Annotated in this window: 25 protein-coding genes and 2 tRNA genes; 6 read left to right on the top strand and 21 right to left on the bottom strand. The window is 55.0% G+C overall.

Features of this window, described 5'->3' with window-relative positions; translation table 11 throughout:
* Window positions 1–40: 40 nt before the first annotated feature.
* Entirely contained in the window at window positions 41–679 is a 639-nt protein-coding gene (locus HVX72_RS02805) for an NAD(P)H-binding protein (RefSeq protein WP_060571072.1), read from the bottom strand.
* A gap of 128 nt (window positions 680–807) precedes the next feature.
* On the opposite strand from HVX72_RS02805, the gene HVX72_RS02800 reads away from it, so the two are divergent.
* A complete protein-coding gene (locus tag HVX72_RS02800) occupies window positions 808–1326 on the top strand; it encodes a type 1 glutamine amidotransferase domain-containing protein (protein ID WP_042291802.1) in 519 nt (172 codons plus the stop codon).
* On the opposite strand, the gene HVX72_RS02795 is transcribed toward HVX72_RS02800, so the two are convergent.
* Window positions 1306–1749: a YhbP family protein gene (locus tag HVX72_RS02795; RefSeq protein ID WP_181822488.1), complete on the bottom strand. Its 444-nt coding sequence runs from the start codon at window positions 1747–1749 to the stop codon at window positions 1306–1308. The genes HVX72_RS02800 and HVX72_RS02795 overlap by 21 nt on opposite strands.
* Before the next feature lie 52 nt (window positions 1750–1801).
* Between HVX72_RS02795 and HVX72_RS02790 the strand changes: the two genes are divergently transcribed.
* Entirely contained in the window at window positions 1802–2104 is a 303-nt protein-coding gene (locus tag HVX72_RS02790; RefSeq protein ID WP_042291807.1) for a GIY-YIG nuclease family protein, read from the top strand.
* Here HVX72_RS02790 and HVX72_RS02785 read toward each other — a convergent pair.
* A complete protein-coding gene (locus HVX72_RS02785) occupies window positions 2091–2594 on the bottom strand; it encodes an N-acetyltransferase (protein WP_042291809.1) in 504 nt (167 codons plus the stop codon). The genes HVX72_RS02790 and HVX72_RS02785 overlap by 14 nt on opposite strands.
* Entirely contained in the window at window positions 2588–3112 is a 525-nt protein-coding gene (locus HVX72_RS02780) for an SCP2 domain-containing protein (protein ID WP_060571070.1), read from the bottom strand. The genes HVX72_RS02785 and HVX72_RS02780 overlap by 7 nt, the downstream gene beginning before the upstream one ends.
* A gap of 220 nt (window positions 3113–3332) precedes the next feature.
* Between HVX72_RS02780 and HVX72_RS02775 the strand changes: the two genes are divergently transcribed.
* From HVX72_RS02775 to HVX72_RS02765, 3 genes are all read left to right on the top strand, one after another.
* A complete protein-coding gene (locus tag HVX72_RS02775; RefSeq protein ID WP_181822487.1) occupies window positions 3333–4328 on the top strand; it encodes a peptidase U32 family protein in 996 nt (331 codons plus the stop codon).
* The gene (locus tag HVX72_RS02770; protein WP_181822486.1) at window positions 4319–5215 is read left to right on the top strand and encodes a U32 family peptidase; all 897 of its coding nucleotides are present in this window, start codon (window positions 4319–4321) and stop codon (window positions 5213–5215) included. Before HVX72_RS02775 ends, HVX72_RS02770 begins: the two co-directional genes overlap by 10 nt.
* An 80-nt stretch (window positions 5216–5295) precedes the next feature.
* Window positions 5296–6303: a luciferase-like monooxygenase gene (locus tag HVX72_RS02765; protein ID WP_181822485.1), complete on the top strand. Its 1008-nt coding sequence runs from the start codon at window positions 5296–5298 to the stop codon at window positions 6301–6303.
* A 43-nt stretch (window positions 6304–6346) separates the two neighbouring features.
* Here the strand turns inward: HVX72_RS02765 and mtr are convergent, their stop codons facing one another.
* From mtr to HVX72_RS02705, 12 genes are all read right to left on the bottom strand, one after another.
* The gene (mtr, locus tag HVX72_RS02760) at window positions 6347–7591 is read right to left on the bottom strand and encodes a tryptophan permease (RefSeq protein ID WP_181822484.1); all 1245 of its coding nucleotides are present in this window, start codon (window positions 7589–7591) and stop codon (window positions 6347–6349) included.
* 144 nt (window positions 7592–7735) lie between these two features.
* Entirely contained in the window at window positions 7736–9628 is a 1893-nt protein-coding gene (gene deaD, locus HVX72_RS02755) for an ATP-dependent RNA helicase DeaD (RefSeq protein ID WP_042291824.1), read from the bottom strand.
* Window positions 9621–9701: a protein YrbN gene (yrbN, locus tag HVX72_RS02750; RefSeq protein WP_010723222.1), complete on the bottom strand. Its 81-nt coding sequence runs from the start codon at window positions 9699–9701 to the stop codon at window positions 9621–9623. The genes deaD and yrbN overlap by 8 nt, the downstream gene beginning before the upstream one ends.
* A gap of 105 nt (window positions 9702–9806) precedes the next feature.
* Window positions 9807–10691: a lipoprotein NlpI gene (gene nlpI / locus HVX72_RS02745; protein WP_042291827.1), complete on the bottom strand. Its 885-nt coding sequence runs from the start codon at window positions 10689–10691 to the stop codon at window positions 9807–9809.
* A gap of 108 nt (window positions 10692–10799) precedes the next feature.
* Entirely contained in the window at window positions 10800–12935 is a 2136-nt protein-coding gene (gene pnp, locus HVX72_RS02740) for a polyribonucleotide nucleotidyltransferase (RefSeq protein ID WP_181822483.1), read from the bottom strand.
* 245 nt (window positions 12936–13180) lie between these two features.
* Complete coding sequence (rpsO, locus tag HVX72_RS02735; RefSeq protein WP_000059465.1) at window positions 13181–13450, bottom strand: 30S ribosomal protein S15; 270 nt, start codon at window positions 13448–13450, stop codon at window positions 13181–13183.
* A gap of 149 nt (window positions 13451–13599) precedes the next feature.
* A complete protein-coding gene (gene truB, locus HVX72_RS02730) occupies window positions 13600–14544 on the bottom strand; it encodes a tRNA pseudouridine(55) synthase TruB (RefSeq protein WP_042291832.1) in 945 nt (314 codons plus the stop codon).
* The gene (gene rbfA / locus HVX72_RS02725; protein WP_001040201.1) at window positions 14544–14945 is read right to left on the bottom strand and encodes a 30S ribosome-binding factor RbfA; all 402 of its coding nucleotides are present in this window, start codon (window positions 14943–14945) and stop codon (window positions 14544–14546) included. Before rbfA ends, truB begins: the two co-directional genes overlap by 1 nt.
* A 214-nt stretch (window positions 14946–15159) precedes the next feature.
* Window positions 15160–17841 carry a translation initiation factor IF-2 gene (gene infB / locus HVX72_RS02720; protein ID WP_042291835.1) on the bottom strand — a complete coding sequence of 894 codons (2682 nt, stop codon included), beginning with the start codon at window positions 17839–17841 and terminating at the stop codon, window positions 15160–15162.
* Between the two features lie 24 nt (window positions 17842–17865).
* Window positions 17866–19353 carry a transcription termination factor NusA gene (gene nusA / locus HVX72_RS02715; RefSeq protein ID WP_042291836.1) on the bottom strand — a complete coding sequence of 496 codons (1488 nt, stop codon included), beginning with the start codon at window positions 19351–19353 and terminating at the stop codon, window positions 17866–17868.
* Window positions 19354–19381: 28 nt separating this feature from the next.
* Entirely contained in the window at window positions 19382–19834 is a 453-nt protein-coding gene (rimP, locus tag HVX72_RS02710) for a ribosome maturation factor RimP (protein ID WP_042292047.1), read from the bottom strand.
* A 207-nt stretch (window positions 19835–20041) separates the two neighbouring features.
* Window positions 20042–20118: transfer RNA gene (locus HVX72_RS02705), tRNA-Met, on the bottom strand.
* Window positions 20119–20416: 298 nt separating this feature from the next.
* Here HVX72_RS02705 and argG point away from each other — a divergent pair.
* Window positions 20417–21760, top strand: coding sequence for an argininosuccinate synthase (gene argG, locus HVX72_RS02700; RefSeq protein ID WP_042291839.1), 1344 nt, complete (start codon window positions 20417–20419; stop codon window positions 21758–21760).
* Window positions 21761–21973: 213 nt separating this feature from the next.
* On the opposite strand, the gene HVX72_RS02695 is transcribed toward argG, so the two are convergent.
* The 5 genes from HVX72_RS02695 to ftsH form a co-directional block, all read right to left on the bottom strand.
* Window positions 21974–22060, bottom strand: a tRNA-Leu gene (locus HVX72_RS02695).
* 9 nt (window positions 22061–22069) lie between these two features.
* Window positions 22070–22402, bottom strand: coding sequence for a preprotein translocase subunit SecG (gene secG, locus HVX72_RS02690; protein WP_042291843.1), 333 nt, complete (start codon window positions 22400–22402; stop codon window positions 22070–22072).
* 228 nt (window positions 22403–22630) lie between these two features.
* Window positions 22631–23968 (bottom strand): phosphoglucosamine mutase, encoded by a 1338-nt coding sequence (glmM, locus tag HVX72_RS02685; RefSeq protein WP_042291845.1) that lies wholly within the window; start codon window positions 23966–23968, stop codon window positions 22631–22633.
* Window positions 23961–24809: a dihydropteroate synthase gene (gene folP / locus HVX72_RS02680; protein ID WP_181822482.1), complete on the bottom strand. Its 849-nt coding sequence runs from the start codon at window positions 24807–24809 to the stop codon at window positions 23961–23963. Before folP ends, glmM begins: the two co-directional genes overlap by 8 nt.
* 87 nt (window positions 24810–24896) lie before the next feature.
* Window positions 24897–26828, bottom strand: a complete 1932-nt coding sequence (ftsH, locus tag HVX72_RS02675) for an ATP-dependent zinc metalloprotease FtsH (protein ID WP_042291851.1) — start codon at window positions 26826–26828, stop codon at window positions 24897–24899.
* Window positions 26829–26877: the final 49 nt, after the last annotated feature.

The raw sequence follows: 26877 nt of genomic DNA, 5'->3' as shown, positions 1-26877 counted from the left end.
ATAAGACGCAACGCGTTGGCTTCCGGCACGATGCGAAAGCCTATTGCGCCGCTTTTTCCCGCAACTGCGCAGAACTAAGAATTGTTACCCCCTCTTTTTCGGGCGCCAGCGCCTCTGCCAGCATCGCCCGCGCCACATCCCTCGCCTCTATCGACTTCCAGTTACCCGGAAGCAGCCGGAACAGCGGCGCAAAAAGGGTTTCGTTCATTCGATGTTTCGCCCGGTCCCCCAGCAGCATCGACGGGCGGGCAATGGTCAGCCGCGGCCAGTCCTGGGCGATGAGCGCCTCTTCCATCTCCCCTTTTACCCGATTGTAGAAAAAGGGCGAGCGGGCATTAGCGCCCATTGAGCTGACTACCAGCATGTGCTGTGCGCCAAGCCGCCGTCCGGTCAGCGCGGTATCCACCACCAGCGTATAATCTGCATGGACAAACGCCTCTTTGCTTCCCGCCTCGCGCCGGGTGGTCCCCAGGCAGCAGAAAACAATATCCACCGGATCCGTCACCTGCGCCAGCGCATCGGTCAGTTGCGGATCGTGAGGATTGTACACGCCAGGCATGTCAGCCAGCGGACGACGCGTGGGTGCGGCAATCGAATGGATTCTCGGTTCATTAAGCAGCATTCTCAGCAGATGACCGCCTACCAGCCCCGTCGCGCCTGTAATCAATACCTGACTCATCCTCACCCCTTTACAGAATTGTCCAACTTGCACTCTCAGTCTCATCGACCAGACTTATTCATTCACAAGGTAATTATCCCTCATCATGGAAAATTTGCCTTATCCAATGCCAACACCGCGGAGGAAGCATGAGCAAGAAGATAGCCGTTTTAATCACTGACGAGTTTGAAGATTCCGAATTTACTTCACCCGCAGCAGAATTTCGTCAGGCCGGACACGAGGTCATCACCATTGAGAAGCAGGCGGGGAAAACGGTAAAAGGGAAAAAAGGCGACGCCAGCGTCACCATCGATAAAGCCATTGATGATGTCAGCCCTGCCGACTTTGACGCCCTGCTGCTGCCCGGCGGCCATTCACCGGATTACCTGCGCGGCGACGATCGCTTCGTCACCTTCACACGCGACTTTGTGAACACCGGAAAGCCGGTTTTTGCCATTTGCCACGGCCCACAGTTACTGATCAGCGCGGACGTCATTCGCGGGCGCAAGCTCACCGCCGTTAAACCCATTGTGATTGACGTGAAGAACGCCGGGGCGGAATTCTTCGATCAGGAAGTGGTGGTGGATAAAGACCAACTGGTCACCAGCCGAACCCCTGACGATCTGCCGGCGTTTAACCGCGAGGCGTTACGTATCCTCGGCGCCTGACTGCCTTAACCAGTGAAGTTTTTTGCCAAAGCCCAGCGTGTTGTCGGTGAACTTGAGTTCATCCAGCCGGATCTCCCAGACTGGCGCTGACAGCATTCTGGCAACCGGAAAGCGGCGATGATAGGCGTTACGCGCCGCGTCGCTTTCTTCACCGTCCAGTCGGCGAATTTCACCTGTAAATTGCACGCCGCGAATAAGCGCTACTGATTTGGGCTGACCGTTTACCGTCCCGGCGACCTTCGCTCGCGGCCCCGACATCTGCGCGTGGCGGGTTTTGTCTTCTGTCAGCAGGTAAAAAACCACCTTCTGCGCATCATAAAGGTAAAACGCGTTGGCGCACCAGAGTTCCCCTTCATGCTGGACGCACCAGGTCACAACGTGTTGTTTTGCCAGCCAGCGGCTAATCGCAGTGAGTGTTTCCATTGCTGTTCTCTTTTATACTGGGAGCCAGAAACGTAACACGCAGAAGGTCACGATGACACCCTGGTTTCTCTATTTGATCCGTACTGCGGATAATGCGCTGTATACCGGTATCACCACCGATGTGGCGCGCCGCTATCAACAGCATCAGAGTGGAAAAGGCGCGAAGGCGCTGCGGGGAAAGGGTGAGTTGACGCTGGCGTTTTCCGCGCAGGTGGGCGATCGCTCGCTGGCGCTGCGCATGGAATACCGCATTAAACAGCTCACCAAGCGTCAAAAAGAGCGCCTGGTGGCGAATGGCGACGGTTTTGCAGCGTTACTCAACGACCTGCAAACCACGGCGCTTAAAAGCGATTAAAGTGTTCGTGATACTCAACCCGCCCCGTCACGCCCTTCAGCGCATCTTCAGCTAAACGATGCACCTGGAACGCGCTCTCCGTGCCCGGCCAGCGGCAGTGTAGATCGTAATGGGCGGCCAGTTCAAAACCAAAACGGCTATACAGTGCCGGATCGCCCAGCGTGACGACGGCGGCATAGCCAAATTCGTTGAGGGAATCGAGTCCTTCGTAGACCAGTTGACGAGCCAACCCTTGCCCACGGTAGTGTTCATCCACCGCCAGCGGCGCCATCCCCACCCATTGCAGGTCTTCGCCCTGTACATCGACCGGGCTAAACGCGACGTAACCCACCACCTGACCTTCGTCGTCCGTGGCGACCAGACCGAGCGTCAGAAAACCATCTTCACGCAGATCGTGAACCAGTTTTGCTTCCGCATCGCTTTCGAATGAACGACGCAACAGGGCATCAATCCCCGGCGCGTCAATTGGAATTTCTACTCGAATCAGCATGGTTCACCTACCGATGTCTGTTTGGTTTCCGGCGAGTGCTTCAGTCCCGCCTCAACAAAATCCGCCACCTGTAGCAGCAGCACGCGTAAGGCTTTTGGCATCTGCTCCAGCTCAATGGCGTCCATCAGGTTTTTCACATACAACCCTAACTCCGTATCCCCTTCAATGACCAGCCGACGCTGGAAAAAGAGCGTATCCGGATCCTGCTTACGCGCGGCGATCATCAGCAGATCGCTGGCTTCGGCGCGAAAACTGACGTCGGCCTGCGCGTGCTGACTGACGATCAGCTTGTCATTTTCAACAGAGGTATACCATTGAAGGCCAATATCGCTAACCGTAATGCTTAACCAACGGCCATCGAGGAACGCCAGCTCCCCGTCTGCCAGCGCCTGGCGAAACTGCCAGCTCAGGACCTGTTCCAGAACCTGGCGCTTCAGCGCAAAGGGCGTCAGTTTAACCGGCACGCTCATCAGAGACGGACCAAAATGCACTAAGCGTGAACGCAGTTTATCTAACACGAGCTTTACTCCCTGTTTCCGTAGTCCTGCCATTTTGCCATATCAGATAAACGACATAGCGGCGTAAATCAACAATTGTATGCGTTAACCGTACCTCTTTATTGCTGATATCAATACGACTTTAACTGCCTTAAATCAAAAATTGTCGCAGCAAGGTTAACTAAAATCCCAGTTCGTTAACAATTATGCGTCCCAGGCGGCGCTACCTTCAGGATAAATTATGGAGCTGCTCTGCCCTGCCGGAAATCTCCCGGCGCTTAAGGCGGCCATCGAAAACGGCGCTGACGCCGTCTATATCGGGCTGAAAGATGATACCAATGCCCGTCACTTCGCCGGCCTTAACTTTACCGAGAAGAAACTGCAGGAAGCGGTGAGTTTTGTCCATCAACATCGCCGCAAGCTGCATATCGCCATCAACACCTTTGCGCATCCGGACGGCTATGCCCGCTGGCAGCGCGCTGTCGATATGGCGGCGCAACTGGGCGCCGACGCGCTGATCCTCGCCGACCTGGCCATGCTTGAGTATGCCGCAGAACGTTATCCGCATATTGAGCGCCATGTCTCCGTTCAGGCATCGGCGACCAACGAAGAAGCGGTGAACTTCTACCATCGCAACTTCGACGTCGCACGTGTGGTGCTGCCCCGCGTGCTGTCCATTCACCAGGTGAAGCAACTTGCCCGCGCCACGCCAGTACCACTCGAGGTCTTTGCGTTCGGTAGCCTGTGCATTATGGCGGAGGGTCGCTGCTACCTGTCGTCGTATTTAACCGGCGAATCGCCGAATACGGTAGGAGCCTGCTCCCCCGCCCGTTTTGTTCGCTGGCAGCAAACCGGGCAGGGACTGGAATCCCGCCTGAACGATGTGCTGATAGACCGCTACCAGGACGGCGAAAACGCCGGGTATCCGACACTGTGTAAAGGCCGCTATCTCGTCGGCGGCGAGCGCTATCACGCGCTGGAAGAACCCACCAGCCTGAATACGCTGGAACTGCTGCCGGAACTGCTGGCGGCGAACATTGCGTCGGTGAAAATCGAAGGACGCCAGCGCAGCCCGGCATACGTAAGCCAGGTGGCGAAAGTGTGGCGTCAGGCGATCGACCGCTGTCTGGCCGACCCGCAAAACTTTGTGCCGCAAAGCGCATGGATGGAGACGCTCGGCGCGATGTCCGAAGGCACCCAGACCACGCTTGGCGCGTATCACCGGAAATGGCAGTGAGAGAAGCAATGAAATATTCCCTGGGGCCGGTGCTTTATTACTGGCCGAAAGAAACACTGGAAGATTTTTATCAACAGGCGGCGCAAAGCAGCGCTGACGTGATTTATCTGGGTGAAGCGGTGTGCAGCAAACGCCGCGCCACTAAAGTGGGCGACTGGCTGGAGATGGCGAAATCGCTCGCCGGCAGCGGCAAGCAGGTGGTGCTTTCGACGCTGGCGCTGGTGCAGGCCTCGTCTGAGCTGAACGAACTGAAACGCTACGTGGAAAACGGCGAGTTTTTGCTGGAAGCGAGCGATCTCGGCGTGGTAAACATGTGCGCCGAGCGCAAGCTGCCGTTTGTCGCCGGACATGCGCTGAACTGCTATAACGCGGTAACGCTTCGTCTGCTGCTCAAACAGGGAATGGTACGCTGGTGTATGCCGGTGGAGCTTTCCCGCGACTGGCTGGCTAACCTGCTGGAGCAGTGCGATGAGCTGGGCATTCGCAACCAGTTTGAAGTCGAGGTGCTGAGCTACGGCCATCTGCCGCTGGCATATTCCGCTCGCTGCTTTACCGCCCGTTCGGAAGATCGTCCGAAAGATGAGTGTGAAACCTGCTGCATCAACTATCCGAATGGCCGCGACGTGCTCTCCCAGGAGAATCAGCAGGTGTTTGTACTAAATGGCATTCAGACCATGAGCGGCTATGTCTATAACCTTGGTAACGAACTGACGTCGATGCAGGGACTGGTGGATATCGTTCGTTTGTCGCCGCTCGACACCGGGACGTTCGCCATGATGGACGCCTTCCGCGCCAACGAAAACGGCGCGTCGCCGCTGCCGCTCGCTGCGCACAGCGATTGCAACGGCTACTGGAAGCGGCTCGCCGGGCTGACGCTGGAAGCCTGATAAAACAGCTCACTTTGTTAACAACATTCGCTAATCTTTAATGCAGTATGAAAAGATTAACCGGAACAAAGTGAGCCGTTATGACTGACAAAACCATTCCATTCTCGGTGCTGGATCTGGCGCCGATCCCTGAAGGGGCCTCGGCCAAAGAGGCATTCTCACACTCGCTGGACCTCGCGCGTCTGGCGGAAAAGCGCGGCTATCATCGCTACTGGCTGGCGGAACACCACAACATGACCGGCATCGCCAGTGCGGCAACTTCGGTGCTGATTGGTTACCTGGCGGCGAATACCAGCACGTTGCATCTGGGGTCCGGCGGCGTGATGCTACCCAACCATTCACCGCTGGTGATTGCCGAGCAGTTCGGTACGCTCAACACCCTGTATCCGGGACGCATTGATTTGGGTCTCGGCCGCGCACCGGGTAGCGATCAGCACACAATGCGCGCGCTGCGTCGTCATATGGGCGGCGATATCGATAACTTCCCCCGCGACGTGGCGGAGCTGGTTGAGTGGTTTGACGCCTGCCACCCCAACCCGCAAGTACGTCCGGTGCCCGGCTACGGCGAACAGATCCCGGTGTGGCTGTTGGGTTCCAGCCTGTACAGCGCGCAGCTGGCGGCGCAGCTTGGTCTGCCGTTTGCGTTCGCCTCGCACTTCGCGCCGGATATGCTATTCCAGGCGCTACATCTGTACCGTACTCAGTTCAAACCCTCCGCGCGACTGGAAAAACCGTACGCGATGGTGTGCATTAATATCATCGCCGCCGACAGCACCCGTGATGCGGAATATCTGTTTACCTCAATGCAGCAGGCGTTTGTGAAACTTCGCCGTGGCGAAACAGGCCAGCTTCCGCCGCCCATTCAGAATATGGATCAGTTCTGGTCGCCGTCAGAACAGTACGGCGTACAACAGGCGCTGAGCATGTCGCTGGTGGGGGATAAAGCGAAAGTCCGCCACGGTCTGGAATCCATTCTGCGGGAAACGCAGGCCGATGAGATTATGGTTAATGGCCAAATTTTCGATCATCAGGCGCGTCTGCACTCCTTCGATCTTGCCATGCAGGTGAAAGAAGAACTGGTGGGGTAAACAGGGGTTTGCCCGGTGGCGCTACGCCTGCCGGGCATTATCGCTATTGATACACCGGCAATAAACTAAAGCTCGACAAGATATGCACCAGCGCGTTGCCCACGCCGAACACCAGGATCAGCGCAATCATCGGTTTGCCGCCCCAGACGCGGAATGTTGGGCTACCGAAGCGTTCACGTGATTTACGCGCCAGCAGCGCCGGGACAATCGCCGCCCAGATCGTCGCCGCCAGTCCTGCGTAGCCAATCGCGTACAGGAATCCGTTCGGCCACAGCAGGCCGCCCACCACCGGCGGAACAAAGGTCAACAGCGCGGTTTTGAAACGCCCCATCGCTGAGTCGTCAAAGCCAAAAAGATCCGCAAGATAATCAAACAGACCAAGCGTGACGCCGAGGAACGAACTCGCCACCGCGAAGTTGGAGAAGACTACCAGCAGCAGATCCAGACTGCGGCTGTTCAGTACGCCGCTCAGCGCCTGCACCAGCACATCAATATTGCCGCCCTTCTGCGCAATGCCGATAAATTCCGGACGTGGAATATTGCCCATCGTCCCCAGCAGCCAGACGCTGTACAGCACCAACGCCAGCAGCGTACCGTAGACCAGACACTTCACAATCGTGCGCGGATCTTTGCCGTAGTACTTCATCAGGCTCGGCACGTTACCGTGGTAGCCAAATGACGCCAGACAAAACGGCAGCGTCATCAGCAGGTACGGCGTATAGGTGGCGTTGCTTTCCGCGACGTTAAACAGCGTGGTTGGGTTGACGTGCCCAAGCAGGCTGCCGAAAGTCAGGAAGAAGGTGATCACCTTCGCGCCCAGTACAATTGCCGTCATCCGGCTCACTGCTTTTGTACTCATCCACACCACAAACGCCACCAACAGCGCAAAGCCGAAGCCTGCCGCCTGAGCTGGCACATTCAGCGACATTTCAGCGAAGGTGTGATGCAGAATCGAGCCGCTCGCCGAAATGTAGGCATAGGTCAGAATATAAAGCACAAAGGCAATCGAAATGCCGTTGACCACGTTCCAGCCTTTACCCAGCAGGTCTTTGGTGATGGTGTCAAAGCTGGCGCCAATACGGTAGTTCAGGTTGGCTTCAAGGATCATCAGCCCGGAATGCAGCATGCAAAACCAGGTAAAGACCAGCGCTGCCATGGACCAGAAAAACCAGCTACCTGCCATAACCACCGGCAGAGAGAACATCCCTGCGCCAATAATAGTGCCGCCGATGATCACCACGCCGCCAAGCAGCGACGGTGACGTTTGGGTGGTGGTTAGTGTTGCCATACAGCCCGATCTCCAGTGAATTCTTTTGCGACTGAATTTTAATACGCTGCACTGTACCAGTACAATAGTACAAAGGGAATAAAAAAAGCCCCGATAATTTTATCGGGGCCTGTATCTTTTACTTTACGTTAGTCAGCGCGGGATTTACGCGTCACCAAAACGGCGACGGCTTGAACCCTCTTCACGACGTGGAGCACGACCTTCGCGACGCTCGCCGCTGAAGCGACGTCCATCTCCGCGACCGCCTTCGCGACGCTCGCCGCCGAAACCGCGACCTTCGCCACGACCACCTTCACGGCGTTCGCCACCGAAGCCACGACCACCGCCACGACGTTCAGTGTGCGGCTGTGCATCGCCCAGCAGCTGCATGTTCATCGGCTTGTTCAGGATGCGGGTACGCGTAAAGTGCTGCAGCACTTCACCCGGCATGCCTTTCGGCAGTTCAATGGTGGAGTGAGAAGCGAACAGCTTGATGTTACCAATGTAACGGCTGCTGATATCACCTTCGTTGGCAATCGCACCCACGATATGACGCACTTCCACGCCATCATCACGGCCCACTTCAATGCGGTACAGCTGCATATCACCTACGTCGCGACGTTCACGACGCGGACGATCTTCTCGGTCGCCACGCGGACCACGATCGTTGCGGTCACGCGGACCACGGTCATCGCGGTCGCGGAACTCACGCTTAGGACGCATTGGCGCATCCGGCGGAACGATCAGGGTACGTTCACCCTGCGCCATTTTCAGCAGCGCAGCGGCCAGCGTTTCGAGATCCAGCTCTTCGCCTTCTTCGGTCGGCTGGATTTTCGCCAGCAGCGCACGGTACTGATCCAGGTCGCTGCTTTCCAGCTGTTGCTGTACTTTCGCGGCGAATTTTTCCAGACGGCGTTTGCCCAGCAGCTCTGCGTTCGGCAGTTCCACTTCCGGAATGGTCAGCTTCATGGTGCGTTCGATGTTACGCAGCAGACGACGCTCGCGGTTCTCAACGAACAGCAGCGCGCGACCCGCACGACCGGCGCGGCCCGTACGGCCGATACGGTGAACGTAAGACTCGGAATCCATCGGGATGTCGTAGTTGACGACCAGGCTGATACGCTCAACGTCCAGGCCACGGGCGGCAACGTCGGTCGCGATCAGGATGTCCAGACGACCATCTTTCAGGCGTTCCAGCGTCTGCTCACGCAGCGCCTGGTTCATGTCACCGTTCAGCGCGGCACTGTTATAGCCGTTACGCTCCAGCGCTTCCGCCACTTCCAGGGTCGCGTTTTTGGTACGAACGAAGATAATCGCCGCATCAAAATCTTCTGCTTCCAGGAAACGCACCAGCGCTTCGTTTTTACGCATGCCCCAGACGGTCCAGTAGCTCTGGCTGATGTCAGGACGGGTTGTCACGCTGGACTGAATGCGCACTTCCTGCGGCTCTTTCATAAAGCGGCGAGTAATGCGACGAATCGCTTCCGGCATGGTGGCAGAGAACAGCGCGGTCTGATGACCTTCCGGGATCTGCGCCATGATAGTTTCGACGTCCTCGATGAAGCCCATACGCAGCATCTCATCGGCTTCGTCCAGTACCAGACCGCTCAGGCGAGACAGGTCAAGGGTACCGCGTTTTAAGTGATCAAGCAGACGACCCGGCGTACCGACGACGATCTGCGGCCCCTGACGCAGGGCGCGTAACTGCACGTCATAACGCTGGCCGCCATACAGGGCTACCACGTTTACGCCGCGCATATGTTTAGAGAAATCTGTCATGGCTTCAGCAACCTGAACCGCCAGTTCGCGGGTCGGTGCCAGCACCAGAATCTGAGGTGCCTTCAGCTCAGGATCAAGATTGTTGAGCAGCGGTAAAGAGAACGCTGCGGTTTTGCCGCTACCGGTCTGGGCCATACCCAGAACATCGCGACCACCCAGCAGATGCGGAATGCACTCTGCCTGGATTGGAGATGGTTTTTCGTAACCCAGATCGTTAAGGGCTTCAAGGATAGGAGCCTTCAGGCCCAGATCTGCAAAAGTGGTTTCGAATTCAGCCATGTAGTACGTGTGCCTCAAAATTAATGGCGGCCAGTCTACATAACTCATCATGAAATTGATCTGCAATTTTCATTGAAAAGTGTGAACCGGCTCAAAGTAGGTGTATTAACGAACAACAACGCCCTCACCCGTGAAGGTGATGGCAATCAATAAGATTACGGGCTGATGTGTACGTCAGCTATTGCTGGTCCGATTCTGCCAGGTCATCTTGGTCCTGGCCCAGGAGCGATAATTCCAACAATGCATATCGGTGCTCAACAAAGTTATGAACGTTGTTAGCCACCGCCAGTTTGAACAGAGCCGTAGCGCTGTCCAAATCCCCCAGACTTAGGTAGTACTTACCTAAATAGAAGTTGGTTTCACTGAGATGCTCAGCGAGCGAGGTGTTATCCGTTGCGTCTGCCTTAAGCTTTTCCATTAGCGTGGATTCGCTAATGTCGCCCAGGTAGAACTCGACAATGTTCCATCCCCATTGTTCTTTATCCGATTTCTCGAAGCGCTGTTTTAACGCTTCTTTCGCCTGCTTCTCATCGAGCTTCTGCTCAGCGAGATAAAGCCACAGGCTGCGGAAAGGATCATTGGGATCGTCTTGATAAAACGCCAGCAGATCATCTTGCGCTAACTTGTCGCGACCGCCGTAATACAATGCGATACCGCGATTTAAGTGCGCGTAGTTGTAAGTTGGATCAAGCTCAAGTACAGAATCAAACGCTTCATAGGCAGCATCAAAATTGCCTGCCTGCGTTAAATATATACCTAAGTAATTGAATACTTCAGGCATATCCGGTCGGATTGCCAGCGCTTGTGAAAAATCATTTCGCGCTAATGCCCTCAGACCGAGACTATCATACAACACTCCGCGCTCATATAAAAGCTGCGCGCGTTCGTCATCGGTTAAAGCCCGACTGGCAAGGATTTGTTCCATGCGTGCCAGAATCACTTCCTGCTGCAAAGTCGGTTGCAATGGTACTGCGAGGACTTCACTCTTACGCCAGGCGGAGTTACTGCATCCTGCCAGCGTGAGTGCTGTCGCTACGAAACACCAGCGCAAAAAAGGCTTCATTTCCCACTCCCGAAGACAACGATTAACTGAACGTCCTGTCCACCGGCGGCTCAACAAGGCGTCCTGCCAGGTTAAACGCCCTCCGCAAAGCGGAGGGCAAAAACAACCTTACTCGCCCTGTTCGCTGGCTGGCGCTTCCGGCGCAGCAGCTGGCTGGGACTGCTCAGTGGCTTCTTTGATGCTCAGACGTACGCGGCCCTGGCGGTCAACTTCCAGAACTTTAACCGGTACTTCCTGTCCCATCTGCAGGTAATCGGTCACTTTCTCAACGCGCTTATCAGCGATCTGAGAGATGTGGACCAGACCTTCTTTACCGCCGCCGATGGCAACAAACGCGCCAAAGTCAACGATACGGGTCACTTTACCATTGTAGATACGACCCACTTCGATTTCAGCGGTGATCTCTTCGATGCGGCGAATCGCGTGTTTCGCTTTGTCACCGTCAGTCGCGGCGATCTTCACTGTACCGTCGTCTTCGATTTCGATGGTGGTGCCGGTCTCTTCGGTCAGCGCACGGATCACAGAACCGCCCTTACCGATCACATCTTTGATCTTGTCCGGGTTGATCTTGATGGTGTGGATACGCGGAGCGAATTCTGAGATGTCGCCGCGCGGCGCATTGATCGCCTGTTCCATCACGCCGAGGATGTGCAGACGCGCACCCTTAGCCTGGTTCAGCGCAACCTGCATGATCTCTTTGGTGATACCTTCAATTTTGATATCCATCTGCAGCGCAGAGATACCGTCGCGGGAACCCGCTACTTTGAAGTCCATATCGCCCAGGTGATCTTCGTCGCCCAGAATGTCAGACAGGACAACAAAGTTGTCGCCTTCTTTCACCAGACCCATCGCGATACCCGCAACGGCGGCTTTGATCGGCACGCCTGCGTCCATCAGCGCCAGAGACGCGCCACACACGGAAGCCATGGAGGAAGAACCGTTGGACTCCGTGATTTCCGATACCACACGCACGGTGTACGGGAATTTATCCATTTCCGGCATAACCGCCAGCACGCCGCGCTTCGCCAGACGACCGTGGCCGATTTCACGACGTTTCGGAGAACCGACCATGCCGGTTTCGCCGACGGAGTACGGAGGGAAGTTATAGTGGAACAGGAAGCTGTCGGTGCGCTCGCCCATCAGTTCGTCAAGCACCTGCGCGTCGCGGGCAGTCCCCAGCGTCGCGGTAACCAGCGCCTGGGTTTCACCACGGGTGAACAGTGCGGAACCGTGAGTACGCGGCAGTACGCCAGTACGCACGTCCAGACCACGAATCATATCTTTTTCACGACCATCGATACGCGGTTCGCCTGCCAGTACGCGGCTACGGACAACGTTTTTCTCGATGGCGTGCAGGATTTCACCCAGCTCGTTAACGTCCAGAGTGTCGTCTTCCGCCAGCAACGCATCGATGGTTTCAGATTTGATCACGTCTACCTGAGCGTAACGCTCCTGCTTGTCGGTGATGCGGTAAGCGTCGCTCAGACGAGACTCGGCCAGAGCAGCAACGCGCGCGTTCAGCGCTTCGTTTACGGCTTCCGGCTGCCAGTCCCAGCGCGGTTTACCGGCTTCTTTCACCAGATCGTTGATCGCCTGGATAACCACCTGCTGCTGTTCGTGACCGAACACCACCGCACCCAGCATCTGGTCTTCGCTCAGCAGTTCCGCTTCGGATTCAACCATCAGCACAGCAGCTTCAGTACCGGCAACAACCAGATCCAGCTTGCTCTCTTTCAGTTCGTCCTGCGTCGGGTTCAGTACGTACTGGTCATTAATGTAGCCTACACGCGCGGCGCCAATCGGGCCGTTGAACGGAATGCCGGACAGGGACAGCGCGGCAGAGGCGCCGATCATCGCAACGATATCCGGGTTAACCTGCGGGTTAACGGAAACCACGGTCGCGATAACCTGGACTTCGTTGACAAAGCCTTCCGGGAACAGCGGGCGAACCGGGCGGTCAATCAGACGCGCGATCAGGGTTTCACCTTCGCTCGGGCGGCCTTCACGACGGAAGAAGCTACCCGGAATACGACCAGCAGCGTAGGTACGCTCCTGATAGTTAACGGTCAGCGGGAAGAAGTCCTGACCTGGTTTGGCTTTTTTCTGGCCCACAACGGTAACGAATACCGCAGTGTCATCCATGCTAACCATAACAGCGGCAGTGGCCTGACGCGCCATCATGCCAGTTTCCAGCGTAACGGTATGTTGACCGTACTGGAATTTACGAACGATCGGATTAAGCAAAATAATATCCTTTCCTGATTCTGGCGACCCTATGCTGAGTCGCCGTTAAGACCCGATCTTCTGCGCATCCTCGCGACTAATGACAACCCTAACCCGCATGATATGGGGTAAAGCCTCTCATTAGCCGCGCGAACCTCTGCAACGGAAGATCATTCATAGCAACAATACAATAGTTTCCAGTGAATTGCTGCCATCTGCTTGAAAAAAGGGGCCATGAAGGCCCCCTTTTTTGAAACTCGCAAGAATTAGCGACGCAGACCCAGACGCTCGATCAGCGCGGTGTAGCGTGCAACATCTTTACGTTTCAGGTAGTCGAGCAGTTTACGACGCTGAGAAACCATGCGCAGCAGACCACGACGGCTGTGGTGATCTTTTTTGTGCTCTGCAAAGTGACCCTGCAGGTGGTTAATCTGTGCAGTCAACAGAGCAACCTGAACATCGGTAGAACCGGTGTCGTTTGCGTCACGACCAAACTCAGAAACGATTTTAGCTGTAGCTTCAGTACTTAGAGACATTTTAAAACTCCAAAGTATTAAGAATGAAAGGACGCCGATCTCTAATTCAGCAGTCCCAGTGTACATCGCGTAAACTGTTAAAAAATTTACGCGACGTTAAGCGCCAGTATTCTACTCGTAGCGCCTGCTTATCGCAAGACGAACCCGCATCAGGCTGGGTATTCCACCACTAACCGACGAGGCGCCACGCGGCCTTCATCGTCGATCTCGCCCATGCCAATAAACTTACCGTCATCCCCTTCCGTCACGCGGACCAGCCCGTCCAGCGGCGCGCCCGCGGTGCGTACCGGATTACCATTTTTAAAGTAAACCGAGGAGGTTAACGGCAGATTAACGACCGGGTAGTCCGAGGCCGGACTGTCCATTGGCATCAGCAGCGGATCCAGCAGCTGCGCCGCCGGAATGCCCTGCTGCTCGGCTTGCGCCACCCGCTCACGCAGTTGTTCCAGCGTCACCATCCGATCAACCGGATAGTTGCTTACCGTCAGGCGGCGCAGATAGGTGACATGCGCCCCGCAGCCCAGCGCTTCGCCAAGATCGTCGATGATGGTGCGGATGTAGGTGCCTTTCGAGCAGTGCACTTCCAGCTCCAGTTCATTGCCTTCCTGGCGAATAAACAGCAGTTCGTAAACCGTTATCGGTCGGGCTTCCCGCGGTACTTCTATCCCCTGACGCGCGTATTCGTAGAGCTTTTTGCCCTGATACTTGAGCGCCGAGTACATCGATGGGATCTGTTCAATGTCGCCACGGAAGGTATCCAGCGCGGCGGCAAGCTGCTCAGGGGTAAACGTTACCGGACGCTCCTGCACGATTTGCCCGTCGGCATCGGAGGTGTCCGTTCGCTGCCCGAGACGGGCAATCACACGATAGCGCTTGTCAGAATCCAGCAGATATTGCGAAAACTTTGTCGCTTCTCCGAGGCAAATCGGCAGCATACCGGTCGCCAGCGGATCCAGCGCACCGGTGTGTCCGGCGCGGTTGGCGTTATAAATGCGCTTTACTTTCTGCAGGACATCATTGCTGGACATGCCCTGCGGCTTGTCCAGCAGCAGGACACCGTGAATGTCGCGACCACGACGACGAGGACGACTCATTAGTCCTCCTTGCTGTCGTCCGGGTTCACACGACGCTCTTCGTCATGTTTTACCACGTTGGTCACCAGGTTAGACATGCGCATCCCTTCGACCAGCGAGTTGTCGTAGAAGAAGGTCAGTTCCGGCACGATCCGCAGGCGCATTGCCTTACCCAGCAGGGAACGGATAAAACCGGAGGCTTCCTGCAACGCTTTGATGCCCGCTTTCACTGCGTCTTCATCTTTGTCGTTCAGGAAAGTGACGTACACTTTGGCATACGCCAGATCGCGGGACATTTCGACACCGGAAACGGTCGTCATCATGCCCAGGCGCGGATCTTTAATTTCGCGTTGCAGGATAATTGCGATCTCTTTTTGCATTTCCTGCGCCACGCGCTGCGGGCGACCAAATTCTTTCGCCATAATCAATTCTCCAGACAAAAAAGGGAGCAATCAGCCCCCTTTTGAAATTCATGCCGGGTGGCGCTTCGCTTACCCGGCCTACGCAAAATTATCTTCTAAGTATTTTGGGTTGCAACAAGGCGGCAAGAGTGTGAATCCCCGGGAGCATAGATAACTATGTGACCGGGGTGAACACTCGTAGCCAACGCAGTTGCGGCCCGAAAGACGACGAAGATTACGCGATGGTACGTTGGATCTCGATAATCTCGAACACTTCGATCATATCGCCGACGCGAACGTCATTGTAGTTCTTCACGCCGATACCACATTCCATACCGTTCCGGACTTCGTTGACGTCATCTTTGAAGCGGCGCAGGGATTCCAGCTCGCCTTCGTAGATAACCACGTTGTCGCGCAGAACGCGGATCGGGTTGTGACGTTTGATGGTCCCTTCGGTAACCATACAGCCCGCGATCGCACCGAATTTCGGTGATTTGAACACATCACGCACTTCAGCCAGACCAATAATCTGCTGTTTCAGTTCCGGAGACAGCATACCGCTCATCGCCGCTTTCACTTCGTCGATCAGGTTATAGATGACGGAGTAGTAACGCAGATCCAGGTTTTCCGCTTCAATCACTTTGCGCGCAGACGCATCGGCACGTACGTTGAAGCCAACCAGAATTGCGTTGGATGCTGCCGCCAGGGTCGCGTCGGTTTCGGTGATACCGCCCACGCCGGAACCGATGATCTTCACTTTCACTTCGTCAGTAGACAGTTTCAGCAAGGAGTCGGAGATCGCTTCCACAGAGCCCTGTACGTCGGCCTTCAGCACGATATTCACTTCGTGAACTTCGCCTTCGGTCATGTTGGCGAACATGTTCTCGAGTTTCGATTTCTGCTGACGCGCCAGTTTGACTTCACGGAATTTGCCCTGACGGTACAGTGCAACTTCACGCGCTTTCTTCTCGTCACGCACCACGGTCACTTCATCACCCGCAGCCGGTACGCCGGACAGACCGAGGATTTCCACCGGAATCGACGGACCCGCTTCCAGCACTTCCTGACCCAGTTCGTTACGCATCGCACGAACGCGGCCATATTCGAAGCCACACAGCACGATATCGCCTTTATGCAAGGTACCTTCGCGAACCAGAACGGTAGCAACCGGGCCACGTCCTTTATCCAGGAAGGATTCGATGACCGCGCCGCTCGCCATGCCTTTACGTACCGCTTTCAGCTCAAGTACTTCGGCTTGCAGCAGAATCGCATCCAGCAGCTCGTCGATGCCCGTACCGGCTTTTGCCGATACGTGGACGAACTGGCTTTCACCGCCCCACTCTTCCGGCAGAATGCCGTACTGGGACAGTTCATTCTTCACGCGATCCGGATCCGCTTCCGGCTTATCGATTTTGTTCACTGCAACCACCACCGGCACACCCGCCGCTTTCGCGTGCTGGATAGCTTCAATGGTCTGCGGCATCACGCCGTCGTCTGCGGCAACAACCAGAACCACGATATCCGTTGCCTGGGCGCCACGCGCACGCATGGAGGTAAACGCGGCGTGACCCGGGGTATCCAGGAAGGTGATCATGCCGTTGTCGGTTTCAACGTGATACGCACCGATGTGCTGGGTAATGCCGCCCGCTTCGCCAGAGGCCACTTTCGTGGAACGGATATAGTCCAGCAGAGAGGTTTTACCGTGGTCAACGTGACCCATGATGGTCACTACCGGTGCGCGCGGTTCAGCCGCTGCGCCGGTGTCACGGTCGCTCATTACCGCTTCTTCCAGCTCGTTTTCACGACGCAGGATCACTTTGTGGCCCATCTCTTCGGCAACCAGCTGCGCGGTTTCCTGGTCGATGACCTGGTTAATGGTGGCCATTGCGCCCAGTTTCATCATCGCTTTGATGACCTGAGAGCCTTTCACCGCCATCTTGTTCGCCAGTTCGCCAACGGTGATGGTTTCGCCAATCACAACGTCACGGTTAACGGCTTGCGCTGGCTTCTGGAAGCTCTGCTGCAGCGCGGAACCTTTACGCTTGCCGCCTTTACCGCCACGAACCGCTGCGCGCGCTTCTTCGCGATCGGCTTTAGACTCAGCGTGCTTGTTGCCTTTCTTCGCCGGACGGGCCGCTTTCGTGTTGCGACCGCGGCCACGGCCGCCTTCAACTTCACGATCGTTCTCGTCTTCAGCCTGGCGGGCATGCTGAGAAGTGGTGACGTGATAATCACTGGTGTCTTCAGTCGGCTCAGTGTTATCCGTCCATTTGTTTTCTTCCGCCATACGGCGAGCTTCTTCCGCTACGCGACGCGCTTCTTCTTCAAGCTTGCGGCGCGCTTCTTCTTCCGCTTTACGCTTCAGCTCAGCAGCTTCATTTTCACGGCGGGCTTTTTCGGCCTGGGCGGTTTTGGTCATATCGTCAGTCTGTTGATTGCTCACTTTGTCTTTTTCCGCAGCTTCACGTTTCGCTTTTTCAGCGGCGTCACGCTTAGCTTGTTCTGCGGCCTCACGTTCAGCTTTTTGTTGCGCCTCGCGTTTGGCTGCTTCTTCTGCCTCACGACGGGCTTGCTCTTCCGCTTCACGCTGCGCTTGCTCCTCCGCGGCGAGACGTTCAGCCTCTTGCGGGTCGCGTTTCACAAATGTGCGCTTCTTGCGGACTTCGATTTGTACCGATTTGCTTTTTCCACCGGTACCAGGAATGTTCAGGGTGCTACGCGTTTTACGTTGCAGCGTCAGCTTATCCGGGCCTGAACCGTTTTCACGGTTCAGGTGCGCCAGTAAGGTCTGTTTTTCTTGTGCGGACACAGAGTCATCAGCAGACTTCGGGATACCGGCATCAGCAAATTGCTGTACCAGGCGTTCCACGGAGGTCTGTATCTCTGCGGCCAGCGTTTTTACGGTTACATCTGTCATGCTGTTCCTTCCTGCTACAGTTTATTACGCTTCGTCACCGAACCAGCAAATATTACGGGCAGCCATAATCAGCTCTCCGGCTTTTTCGTCGGTCAACCCTTCGATATCAGCCAGATCATCAATGCCCTGTTCGGCGAGATCTTCCAGCGTACAAACACCACGGGCAGCCAGTTTGAAGGCCAGTTCACGATCCATACCGTCGAGATTCAGCAGATCGTCAGTCGGTTTGTTATCACCGAGGCTTTCTTCCTGGGCCAGTGCCAGAGTGGTCAGTGCGTTTTTAGCGCGCTCGCGCAGCGCTTCAACGGTCGGCTCGTCAAGGCCGTCGATTTCCAGCAGTTCTTTCATTGGCACGTAGGCCAGCTCTTCCAGGGTTGCGAAACCTTCTTCAACCAGAACTGTTGCGAACTCTTCATCAATATCGAGATATTTGGTGAAGGTATCGATGGCGGCGTGGGCTTCAGCCTGATGTTTTGCCTGCAGGTCATCAACGGTCATTACGTTGAGTTCCCAGCCGCTCAGTTGCGAAGCCAGACGGACGTTCTGACCGTTACGTCCAATCGCTTGCGCCAGATTACCCGCTTCGACGGCGATATCCATGGTGTGTTTGTCTTCATCCACCACGATAGACGCGACGTCAGCAGGCGCCATTGCGTTAATGACGAACTGCGCCGGATTATCGTCCCACAGAACGATATCAATACGCTCGCCGCCCAGTTCGGTCGACACCGCCTGAACGCGCGCGCCGCGCATACCTACGCAGGCGCCGACCGGGTCGATACGCTTGTCGTTGGTTTTCACCGCGATTTTCGCACGGGAACCCGGATCGCGAGCCGCCGCTTTAATTTCGATCACTTCTTCGCCAATTTCCGGCACTTCAATGCGGAACAATTCGACCAGCATTTCCGGTTTGGAGCGGGTAACGAACAGCTGCGCACCGCGCGCTTCCGGACGGACTGCATACAGTACGCCGCGGATACGGTCGCCCGGACGGAAGTTTTCACGCGGCAGCATATCTTCACGCAGGATCACGGCTTCAGCATTATTTCCGAGATCCAGTGAGATGTTGTCGCGGTTCACTTTCTTCACTACGCCGGTGATGATTTCACCTTCGTGTTCACGGAACTGATCGACAACCATCGCGCGTTCGGCTTCACGTACTTTCTGTACGATAACCTGTTTTGCCGTCTGGGTGGTGATACGGTCAAAGGTGACAGATTCGATCTGATCTTCAACGTAGTCGCCCAGGTTCAGGCTTTCGTCTTCAAAACGCGCCGCTTCGAGTGTAATCTCTTTCGTCGGCTGGGTTACTTCTTCAACAATCAGCCAGCGACGGAAGGTATCGAAATCACCGCTTTTACGATCGATTTCTACGCGAACGTCGATCTCTTGTTCATATTTTTTCTTAGTTGCTGTAGCCAGCGCACTTTCCAGCGCTTCAAAAATTTTCTCGCGTGGCAGCGCCTTTTCGTTGGATACGGCTTCAACAACAGCCAAAATTTCTTTGTTCATCGCGGGCTTTTCACCTCAATCCAGACTGTTAAAAGTGGGGAACCAGGTTCGCCTTCTGGATATTACTCAGCGCGAACACTTCATCTTTTCCTTCGACTGTGACGGTAATCATTTCACCATCCACCGCTTTAATCACGCCCTGCCATTTACGGCGGTTCTGTACCGCCATGCGGAGTACCAGCGAAACGTCTTCACCCAGGAAACGCGCGTAGTGTTCAGCAGTGAACATCGGACGGTCGAGCCCCGGTGAGGAGACTTCCAGGTTATACGCCACCGTGATCGGATCTTCTACGTCCAGTACAGCGCTCACCTGATGGCTCACATCAGCACAATCATCAACATTGATGCCATCTTCACTATCAATATAGATGCGCAGTGTGGATGTGCGACCGCGAATAAATTCGATGCCGACCAGCTCGTAACCTAAGGCTTCAACTGGCGCTGTAATCATCTCTGTTAATTTTTGCTCTAATGTGGACAAGCCCACCCCCAAGACATAAAAAAAGGGCCTAAAGCCCAGTTATTCTGTAGTCAGATAACAAAAAACCCCGATAAATCGGGGCTTTAGATAACTGAACCCTATAACCGCAACTGCGGTCTGGAGAACCTTCCGAAAGAATTTTTTTCAAATCCAGCTACGAAGGCCTAAGTCTTCACAGTATATTTGAAAAAGAACTCTAAGGGAAAGTGGTTGCGGGGGCCGGATTTGAACCGACGACCTTCGGGTTATGAGCCCGACGAGCTACCAGGCTGCTCCACCCCGCGCCTGAAACGTGGCAAATTTTACTCGTTTTGGGTAAAAGATGCAAATACTGCTGGGATTTGGTACCGAGGACGGGACGTAAAATCTGCAGCTATTATATTGATTACTCCCCCATTGTGTCAACCTTGTTAACAGCATCCTCTCGCGACACGCCATCGGCGCGAATGGTGGAAAAACGCATGAAACACTTCCTGTCTTGCGAAAAAGATGTTTAAATGAAAACTCATTTATTTTGCATAAAAATGCAATAAGAGCAGAAAGCCGATCTCACCATCAGTCTATCAAGCAGGGTTTTATTTTATGACGACGATTCTCAAGCATCTTCCGGCAGGTCAACGTATTGGTATCGCTTTTTCCGGCGGACTGGACACCAGCGCAGCACTGCTGTGGATGCGACAAAAAGGGGCTGTCCCATATGCATATACTGCGAATCTGGGTCAGCCAGATGAGGACGATTACGATGCGATTCCTCGTCGCGCAATGGAATACGGTGCAGAGAACGCTCGCCTGATTGACTGCCGTAAACAGCTGGTTGCCGAAGGTATCGCGGCGATTCAGTGTGGCGCATTTCATAACACCACTGGCGGCCTGACCTATTTTAATACCACGCCACTCGGCCGCGCAGTAACCGGCACCATGCTGGTTGCCGCGATGAAAGAAGACGGCGTGAACATCTGGGGTGACGGCAGCACCTATAAAGGAAACGATATTGAGCGTTTCTACCGCTACGGTCTGCTGACCAACGCTGAGCTACAGATTTACAAACCGTGGCTGGACACCGACTTTATTGATGAGCTGGGTGGTCGTCACGAGATGTCTGAATTTATGATCGCCTGCGGCTTCGACTACAAAATGTCTGTCGAAAAGGCGTATTCCACGGACTCCAATATGCTCGGCGCGACGCACGAAGCCAAAGACCTCGAGTTTCTGAACTCCAGCGTGAAGATCGTTAATCCGATCATGGGCGTGAAGTTCTGGGACGAAAACGTGAAAATCCCGGCGGAAGAAGTCACCGTACGTTTCGAACAGGGGCATCCGGTGGCGCTGAACGGCAAAACGTTTAGCGACGATGTGGAGATGATGCTGGAAGCGAACCGTATCGGCGGCCGTCATGGTCTGGGCATGAGCGATCAGATTGAAAACCGTATCATTGAAGCGAAAAGTCGCGGTATTTATGAAGCCCCGGGGATGGCGCTGCTGCATATCGCCTACGAACGTTTGCTGACTGGCATTCATAATGAAGACACTATTGAGCAATATCATGCGCACGGGCGTCAGTTAGGCCGCCTGCTGTATCAGGGCCGCTGGTTTGACTCACAGGCGCTGATGCTGCGTGACGGTCTGCAACGCTGGGTCGCCAGCCAGATCACCGGTGAAGTCACGCTGGAACTGCGCCGCGGTAATGATTATTCCATCCTCAATACCGTTTCAGAGAATCTGACCTACAAACCGGAACGCCTGACGATGGAAAAAGGTGACTCTGTATTCTCACCGGACGATCGTATCGGTCAGTTAACTATGCGTAATCTGGATATCACCGACACCCGTGAGAAGCTGTTTGGCTATGCGCAGTCTGGCTTGCTCACCGCCTCTTCCGCGACCGGTCTGCCGCAGGTAGAGAATCTGGAAAATAAAGCGAAGTGATCGGAAAAGATGCTTTCCACCAGGCCGCGTTTGCGGCCTTTTTTATACGTGGCGTCACCCTGTATGCCGGATAAGCGTGGCGCCATCAGGCTTCGTGAATAATGTTGAATATCGGCGCAACCACTATTCGGCAGGCAAATGACCACAGACGGCAAGAGTCATAAATAAAAGACGAAAAAAAAGACGCTTTTCAGCGTCTTTCTTTCGGAATATTGGTACCGAGGACGGGACTTGAACCCGTAAGCCCTATTGGGCACTACCACCTCAAGGTAGCGTGTCTACCAATTCCACCACCTCGGCACGAAAATCTTATTGTGGGATATCGCTGGTCGGCTTAGCCGGAGCCGCAGGCTGAGTCTGCTCGGTTTTCGCCGGCGCGCTCAGATTTTCCCACTCACTTCCTTTATTGGTTTTATTGCTGTTGATATTGCCCAGCACCAGACTGATGATGAAGAACAACGTCGCCAGCACAGCCGTCATTCGGGTCATGAAGTTACCAGAACCACTTGAACCAAACAGCGTAGCGGAAGCGCCTGCTCCGAAGGAGGCTCCCATATCAGCGCCTTTACCTTGCTGCAGCATGATCAGACCGACAAGGCCAATTGCCACAATAAGGAAAACTACCAAAAGAGCTTCGTACATAATCAACCTGTTCCTTGCGGAGTTGCCGCATACCAATGCTTCAAACCAATAAAGTGGGATAAGCTACTGTTTCCCACTGAAGCGGGTGTGAATACTAACCAAAGCGAATGTCCTTCGCAAGGGCAATTTTAGGCCATTGTATCAACTGCGGAAAAAAACAGCAAAAGCATGCCATTTCTACCTGCAACAGGCGGCATTTGCCGCCTTTTTATGCAGTAAAAAGGACCTTTACACCGCCTTTACAGCCTCTGCGATACGGTGAGCGAATTCAGTGACCTGGGCTTCGTCCTCGCCTTCCACCATCACGCGGATTAACGGCTCGGTGCCTGACTTACGTAACAGCACGCGACCGCGGTTGCCCAACGCCGCTTCCACATCCGCCGTGATCGCCTTCACGGTTTCGTTTTCCAACGGATCGCCGCTGCCGGCGGTATAGCGCACGTTAACGAGGATCTGCGGAAACATTTTCATGCCGCTGCAGAGATCGTGAAGACTCATATGGTTACGCACCATTGCCGCTAATACCTGCAGTCCCGCCACAATGCCGTCGCCCGTGGTGGTCTTATCCAACAGAATGACGTGCCCGGAGTTTTCCGCACCGATACGCCAGCCTTTTTCCTGCATTTTTTCCAGCACGTAGCGGTCGCCTACTTTGGCACGGGTGAACGGAATGCCCAGCTGTTTGAGCGCCAGCTCCAGCCCCATGTTGCTCATCAGCGTACCGACGGCGCCGCCGCGTAATTGTCCCTGACGCAACGCTTCACGGGCGATGATATACATAATCTGATCGCCATCGACTTTATTGCCTTCATGGTCAACCATGATCACGCGGTCACCGTCACCGTCCAGGGCAATCCCCAGGTCGGCTTTTTCCGCGACAACGCGCGCCTGCAGAGCACGCACATCCGTCGCGCCCACTTCTTCGTTAATATTGACGCCGTTCGGTTCACAGCCAATCGCAATGACCTTCGCGCCCAGCTCGCGCAACACGTTGGGCGCGATGTGGTAGGTCGCGCCGTTCGCGCAATCGACAACAATTTTTAACTCATTCAGGCTCAGTTCATTTGGAAATGTGCCTTTGCAGAACTCAATATAGCGTCCTGCGGCGTCCACAATACGGCTGGCTTTACCCAGTTCAGCGGAGTCCACGCAGGTGATCTCTTTTTCCATTTCTGCTTCAATGGCTTCTTCCACCGCATCCGGCAGCTTGGTGCCATCAATAGAGAAGAACTTAATACCGTTGTCATAGAACGGATTGTGCGACGCTGATATCACAATGCCAGCCTCTGCGCGGAAAGTACGCGTCAGGTATGCCACGGCGGGCGTCGGCATCGGGCCGGTAAATGAGGCGGATAAGCCCGCCGCCGCCAGTCCCGCTTCCAGGGCCGACTCCAGCATGTAACCGGAAATACGCGTATCTTTACCGATGATGATTTTACGGGAGCCGTGGCGCGCGAGCACTTTACCGGCCGCCCATCCCAGTTTAAGCACGAAATCAGGGGTGATCGGGGCGTCGCCAACGCGACCACGGATTCCATCGGTACCAAAATATTTACGGTTACTCATAGCGTTTGTTTTCCTTTGCGGACAATGTGGCTTCGACCACACGCATCGCTTCTATGGTTTCTTTGACGTCATGGACACGAATGATCTGCGCTCCCTGCATGGCCGCAATTACCGCGCAGGCCAGGCTGCCGCTCAGTCGCTCTGAAGGCCCGACGTTGAGCAACTGGCCCACCATCGATTTGCGCGACATTCCCACCAACAGCGGCAGATTAAAATGATGAAACTCAGATAAACGCGCCAGTAATGTATAGTTGTGGGAGAGATTTTTACCGAAACCGAATCCCGGGTCGAGTAACAATTTCTCTTTTGCGATACCCGCCCTTTCACAACGTGCTATCTGCTCAATAAAGTAGCGATTAACTTCAGCGAACACGTCGTCATATTTCGGCGCCTGCTGCATGGTTTTCGGTTGCCCCTGCATGTGCATTAAGCAAACGGGCAAACCGGTTTCCGCTGCGGCTTCCAGCGCGCCGGGTTCAGAAAGCGAGCGGATGTCGTTAATGATGTGAGCGCCCACTCTGGCTGATTCGCGGATCACCTCCGGCTTTGATGTATCCACGGAAATCCAGACTTCAAAACGCTGCGCAATCGCCTCAACAACCGGAATCACCCGCTGCAATTCCTCTTCCACGCTGACATCAGCCGCGCCAGGACGCGTTGATTCGCCACCAACATCAATGATGGTGGCACCGGCGTTAATCATCAGATTCGCATGCTTCACGGCCTCGATCAGCGTGTTATGCGTTCCACCGTCAGAGAAGGAGTCTGGGGTGACATTGAGAATGCCCATCACATGCGGATGGCTAAGATCAAGTGAAGTGCCCTGGGCGAAGAGTTGCATAATGTTATCCCTGGTATGAAATCATAAAAAACCCCGGAGCAAGCCCCAGGGTTTTCATTAACGCGCAGTCATCAACAATGGTATGACTTATTTGTCGCCTAACTGCTCTGACATGGTATTGCCCGGGTTCGGCGTACGGGGTTCATCAACCGGACGCGGCGCACGCGGGGTGCCATTGTTGTCAGAATTGTTAGAGCCGGGTTCTTCCCAGCCAGCTGGCGGGCGAACGTCACGGCGTGCCATCAGGTCATCAATCTGCGGCGCATCGATGGTCTCGTATTTCATGAGCGCATCTTTCATTGCGTGCAGGATGTCCATGTTATCGTTCAGAAGCTGACGCGCACGATTGTAGTTACGTTCAATCAGCGCTTTCACTTCCTGGTCGATGATACGCGCGGTTTCATCGGACATGTGTTTGGCTTTCGCGACGCTTCGACCAAGGAACACTTCACCCTCTTCTTCCGCATACAGCAACGGACCGAGTTTTTCCGAGAAGCCCCATTGGGTCACCATGTTACGCGCCAGGTTGGTCGCCACTTTGATGTCGTTTGACGCGCCGGTAGAAACGTGTTCAACACCGTAGATGATCTCTTCTGCCAGACGACCACCGTAAAGCGTCGAAATCTGGCTTTCCAGTTTCTGGCGGCTGGCGCTAATCGCGTCGCCCTCAGGCAGGAAGAAGGTCACCCCCAGCGCACGACCGCGCGGAATAATCGTCACTTTATGCACCGGATCGTGCTCCGGCACCAGACGACCAATGATCGCATGGCCAGCTTCGTGGTAAGCGGTCGATTCTTTCTGCGCTTCCGTCATCACCATGGAGCGACGTTCCGCACCCATCATGATTTTGTCTTTCGCTTTTTCGAATTCAACCATGGAGACCACGCGCTTGTTGCCACGCGCAGCAAACAGGGCCGCTTCGTTCACCAGGTTCGCCAGGTCCGCACCGGAGAAGCCAGGCGTACCGCGGGCAATGATGGCCGCATCGATATCCGGCGCCAACGGCACGCGACGCATATGGACTTTCAGGATCTGTTCACGACCGCGCACATCCGGCAGCCCCACCACGACCTGACGGTCAAAACGGCCTGGACGCAGCAGCGCCGGGTCAAGAACGTCCGGACGGTTTGTCGCCGCGATAACAATAATACCTTCGTTACCTTCGAAGCCGTCCATCTCAACCAGCATCTGGTTCAGCGTCTGTTCACGTTCATCGTGACCGCCACCCAGACCTGCGCCACGCTGGCGGCCTACGGCGTCGATTTCATCGATGAAGATAATGCAGGGCGCCGCCTTCTTGGCCTGTTCGAACATGTCACGTACGCGAGACGCACCGACACCAACAAACATTTCCACGAAGTCAGAACCGGAAATGGTAAAGAACGGTACCTTCGCTTCACCGGCGATGGCTTTCGCCAGCAGGGTTTTACCGGTACCCGGCGGCCCTACCATCAGAACGCCTTTCGGGATTTTACCGCCCAGTTTCTGGAAACGGCTCGGCTCGCGCAGGTATTCAACCAGTTCACCGACTTCTTCTTTCGCTTCGTCACAACCTGCTACGTCGGCAAAGGTGGTTTTGATCTGATCTTCCGTCAGCATGCGCGCTTTGCTCTTACCAAACGACATGGCGCCTTTGCCACCGCCGCCCTGCATCTGACGCATGAAGAAGATCCAGACACCGATCAACAGCAGCATCGGGAACCAGGAAATAAAGATGGAAGCCAGCAGGCTCGGCTCTTCCGGTGGTTCACCCACAACCTTGACGTTTTTCGTCAGCAGGTTATCAAGCAGCTTCGGATCGTTAACCGGAATGTAGGTCGTGTAACGGTTACTATCTTTCTTGGTAACGTTGATCTCACGTCCGTTAATACGTGCTTCACGAACCTGGTCGTTGTTGACCTCTTGCAGGAAGGTAGAGTAATCCACCTTACGGCCATTAGACTCGCTGGGCCCAAAGCTCTGGAATACTGACATCAGCACAACGGCAATGACCAGCCAGAGTATTAGGTTTTTCGCCATGTCACTCAAGGGATTAACCTCTTATTACAACTGTGTTAAAAACAGCGTC

This window comes from Citrobacter sp. RHB21-C05 (genome assembly GCF_013889015.1).
In the GTDB taxonomy this organism is placed as follows: Bacteria; Pseudomonadota; Gammaproteobacteria; order Enterobacterales; family Enterobacteriaceae; genus Citrobacter_A; species Citrobacter_A sedlakii.
Note: the sequence above shows the minus strand (reverse complement) of the source record. Positions and strands in the feature narration are given on the sequence as shown.

Excerpts from the sequence above, each read along its gene's own strand:
- nlpI (WP_042291827.1), bottom strand. The coding sequence starts at position 10,691 with ATGAAGCCTTTTTTGCGCTGGTGTTTCGTAGCGACAGCACTCACGCTG.
- folP (WP_181822482.1), bottom strand. The coding sequence starts at position 24,809 with ATGCAACTCTTCGCCCAGGGCACTTCACTTGATCTTAGCCATCCGCAT.
- infB (WP_042291835.1), bottom strand. The coding sequence starts at position 17,841 with ATGACAGATGTAACCGTAAAAACGCTGGCCGCAGAGATACAGACCTCC.
- rbfA (WP_001040201.1), bottom strand. The coding sequence starts at position 14,945 with ATGGCGAAAGAATTTGGTCGCCCGCAGCGCGTGGCGCAGGAAATGCAA.
- HVX72_RS02790 (WP_042291807.1), top strand. The coding sequence starts at position 1,802 with ATGACACCCTGGTTTCTCTATTTGATCCGTACTGCGGATAATGCGCTG.
- nusA (WP_042291836.1), bottom strand. The coding sequence starts at position 19,353 with ATGAACAAAGAAATTTTGGCTGTTGTTGAAGCCGTATCCAACGAAAAG.
- HVX72_RS02805 (WP_060571072.1), bottom strand. The coding sequence starts at position 679 with ATGAGTCAGGTATTGATTACAGGCGCGACGGGGCTGGTAGGCGGTCAT.
- rpsO (WP_000059465.1), bottom strand. The coding sequence starts at position 13,450 with ATGTCTCTAAGTACTGAAGCTACAGCTAAAATCGTTTCTGAGTTTGGT.
- HVX72_RS02800 (WP_042291802.1), top strand. The coding sequence starts at position 808 with ATGAGCAAGAAGATAGCCGTTTTAATCACTGACGAGTTTGAAGATTCC.
- glmM (WP_042291845.1), bottom strand. The coding sequence starts at position 23,968 with ATGAGTAACCGTAAATATTTTGGTACCGATGGAATCCGTGGTCGCGTT.
- argG (WP_042291839.1), top strand. The coding sequence starts at position 20,417 with ATGACGACGATTCTCAAGCATCTTCCGGCAGGTCAACGTATTGGTATC.
- HVX72_RS02785 (WP_042291809.1), bottom strand. The coding sequence starts at position 2,594 with ATGCTGATTCGAGTAGAAATTCCAATTGACGCGCCGGGGATTGATGCC.
- yrbN (WP_010723222.1), bottom strand. The coding sequence starts at position 9,701 with ATGAAAATTGCAGATCAATTTCATGATGAGTTATGTAGACTGGCCGCC.
- HVX72_RS02775 (WP_181822487.1), top strand. The coding sequence starts at position 3,333 with ATGGAGCTGCTCTGCCCTGCCGGAAATCTCCCGGCGCTTAAGGCGGCC.
- ftsH (WP_042291851.1), bottom strand. The coding sequence starts at position 26,828 with ATGGCGAAAAACCTAATACTCTGGCTGGTCATTGCCGTTGTGCTGATG.
- deaD (WP_042291824.1), bottom strand. The coding sequence starts at position 9,628 with ATGGCTGAATTCGAAACCACTTTTGCAGATCTGGGCCTGAAGGCTCCT.
- HVX72_RS02770 (WP_181822486.1), top strand. The coding sequence starts at position 4,319 with ATGGCAGTGAGAGAAGCAATGAAATATTCCCTGGGGCCGGTGCTTTAT.
- secG (WP_042291843.1), bottom strand. The coding sequence starts at position 22,402 with ATGTACGAAGCTCTTTTGGTAGTTTTCCTTATTGTGGCAATTGGCCTT.
- mtr (WP_181822484.1), bottom strand. The coding sequence starts at position 7,591 with ATGGCAACACTAACCACCACCCAAACGTCACCGTCGCTGCTTGGCGGC.
- HVX72_RS02765 (WP_181822485.1), top strand. The coding sequence starts at position 5,296 with ATGACTGACAAAACCATTCCATTCTCGGTGCTGGATCTGGCGCCGATC.
- truB (WP_042291832.1), bottom strand. The coding sequence starts at position 14,544 with ATGAGTCGTCCTCGTCGTCGTGGTCGCGACATTCACGGTGTCCTGCTG.
- HVX72_RS02795 (WP_181822488.1), bottom strand. The coding sequence starts at position 1,749 with ATGGAAACACTCACTGCGATTAGCCGCTGGCTGGCAAAACAACACGTT.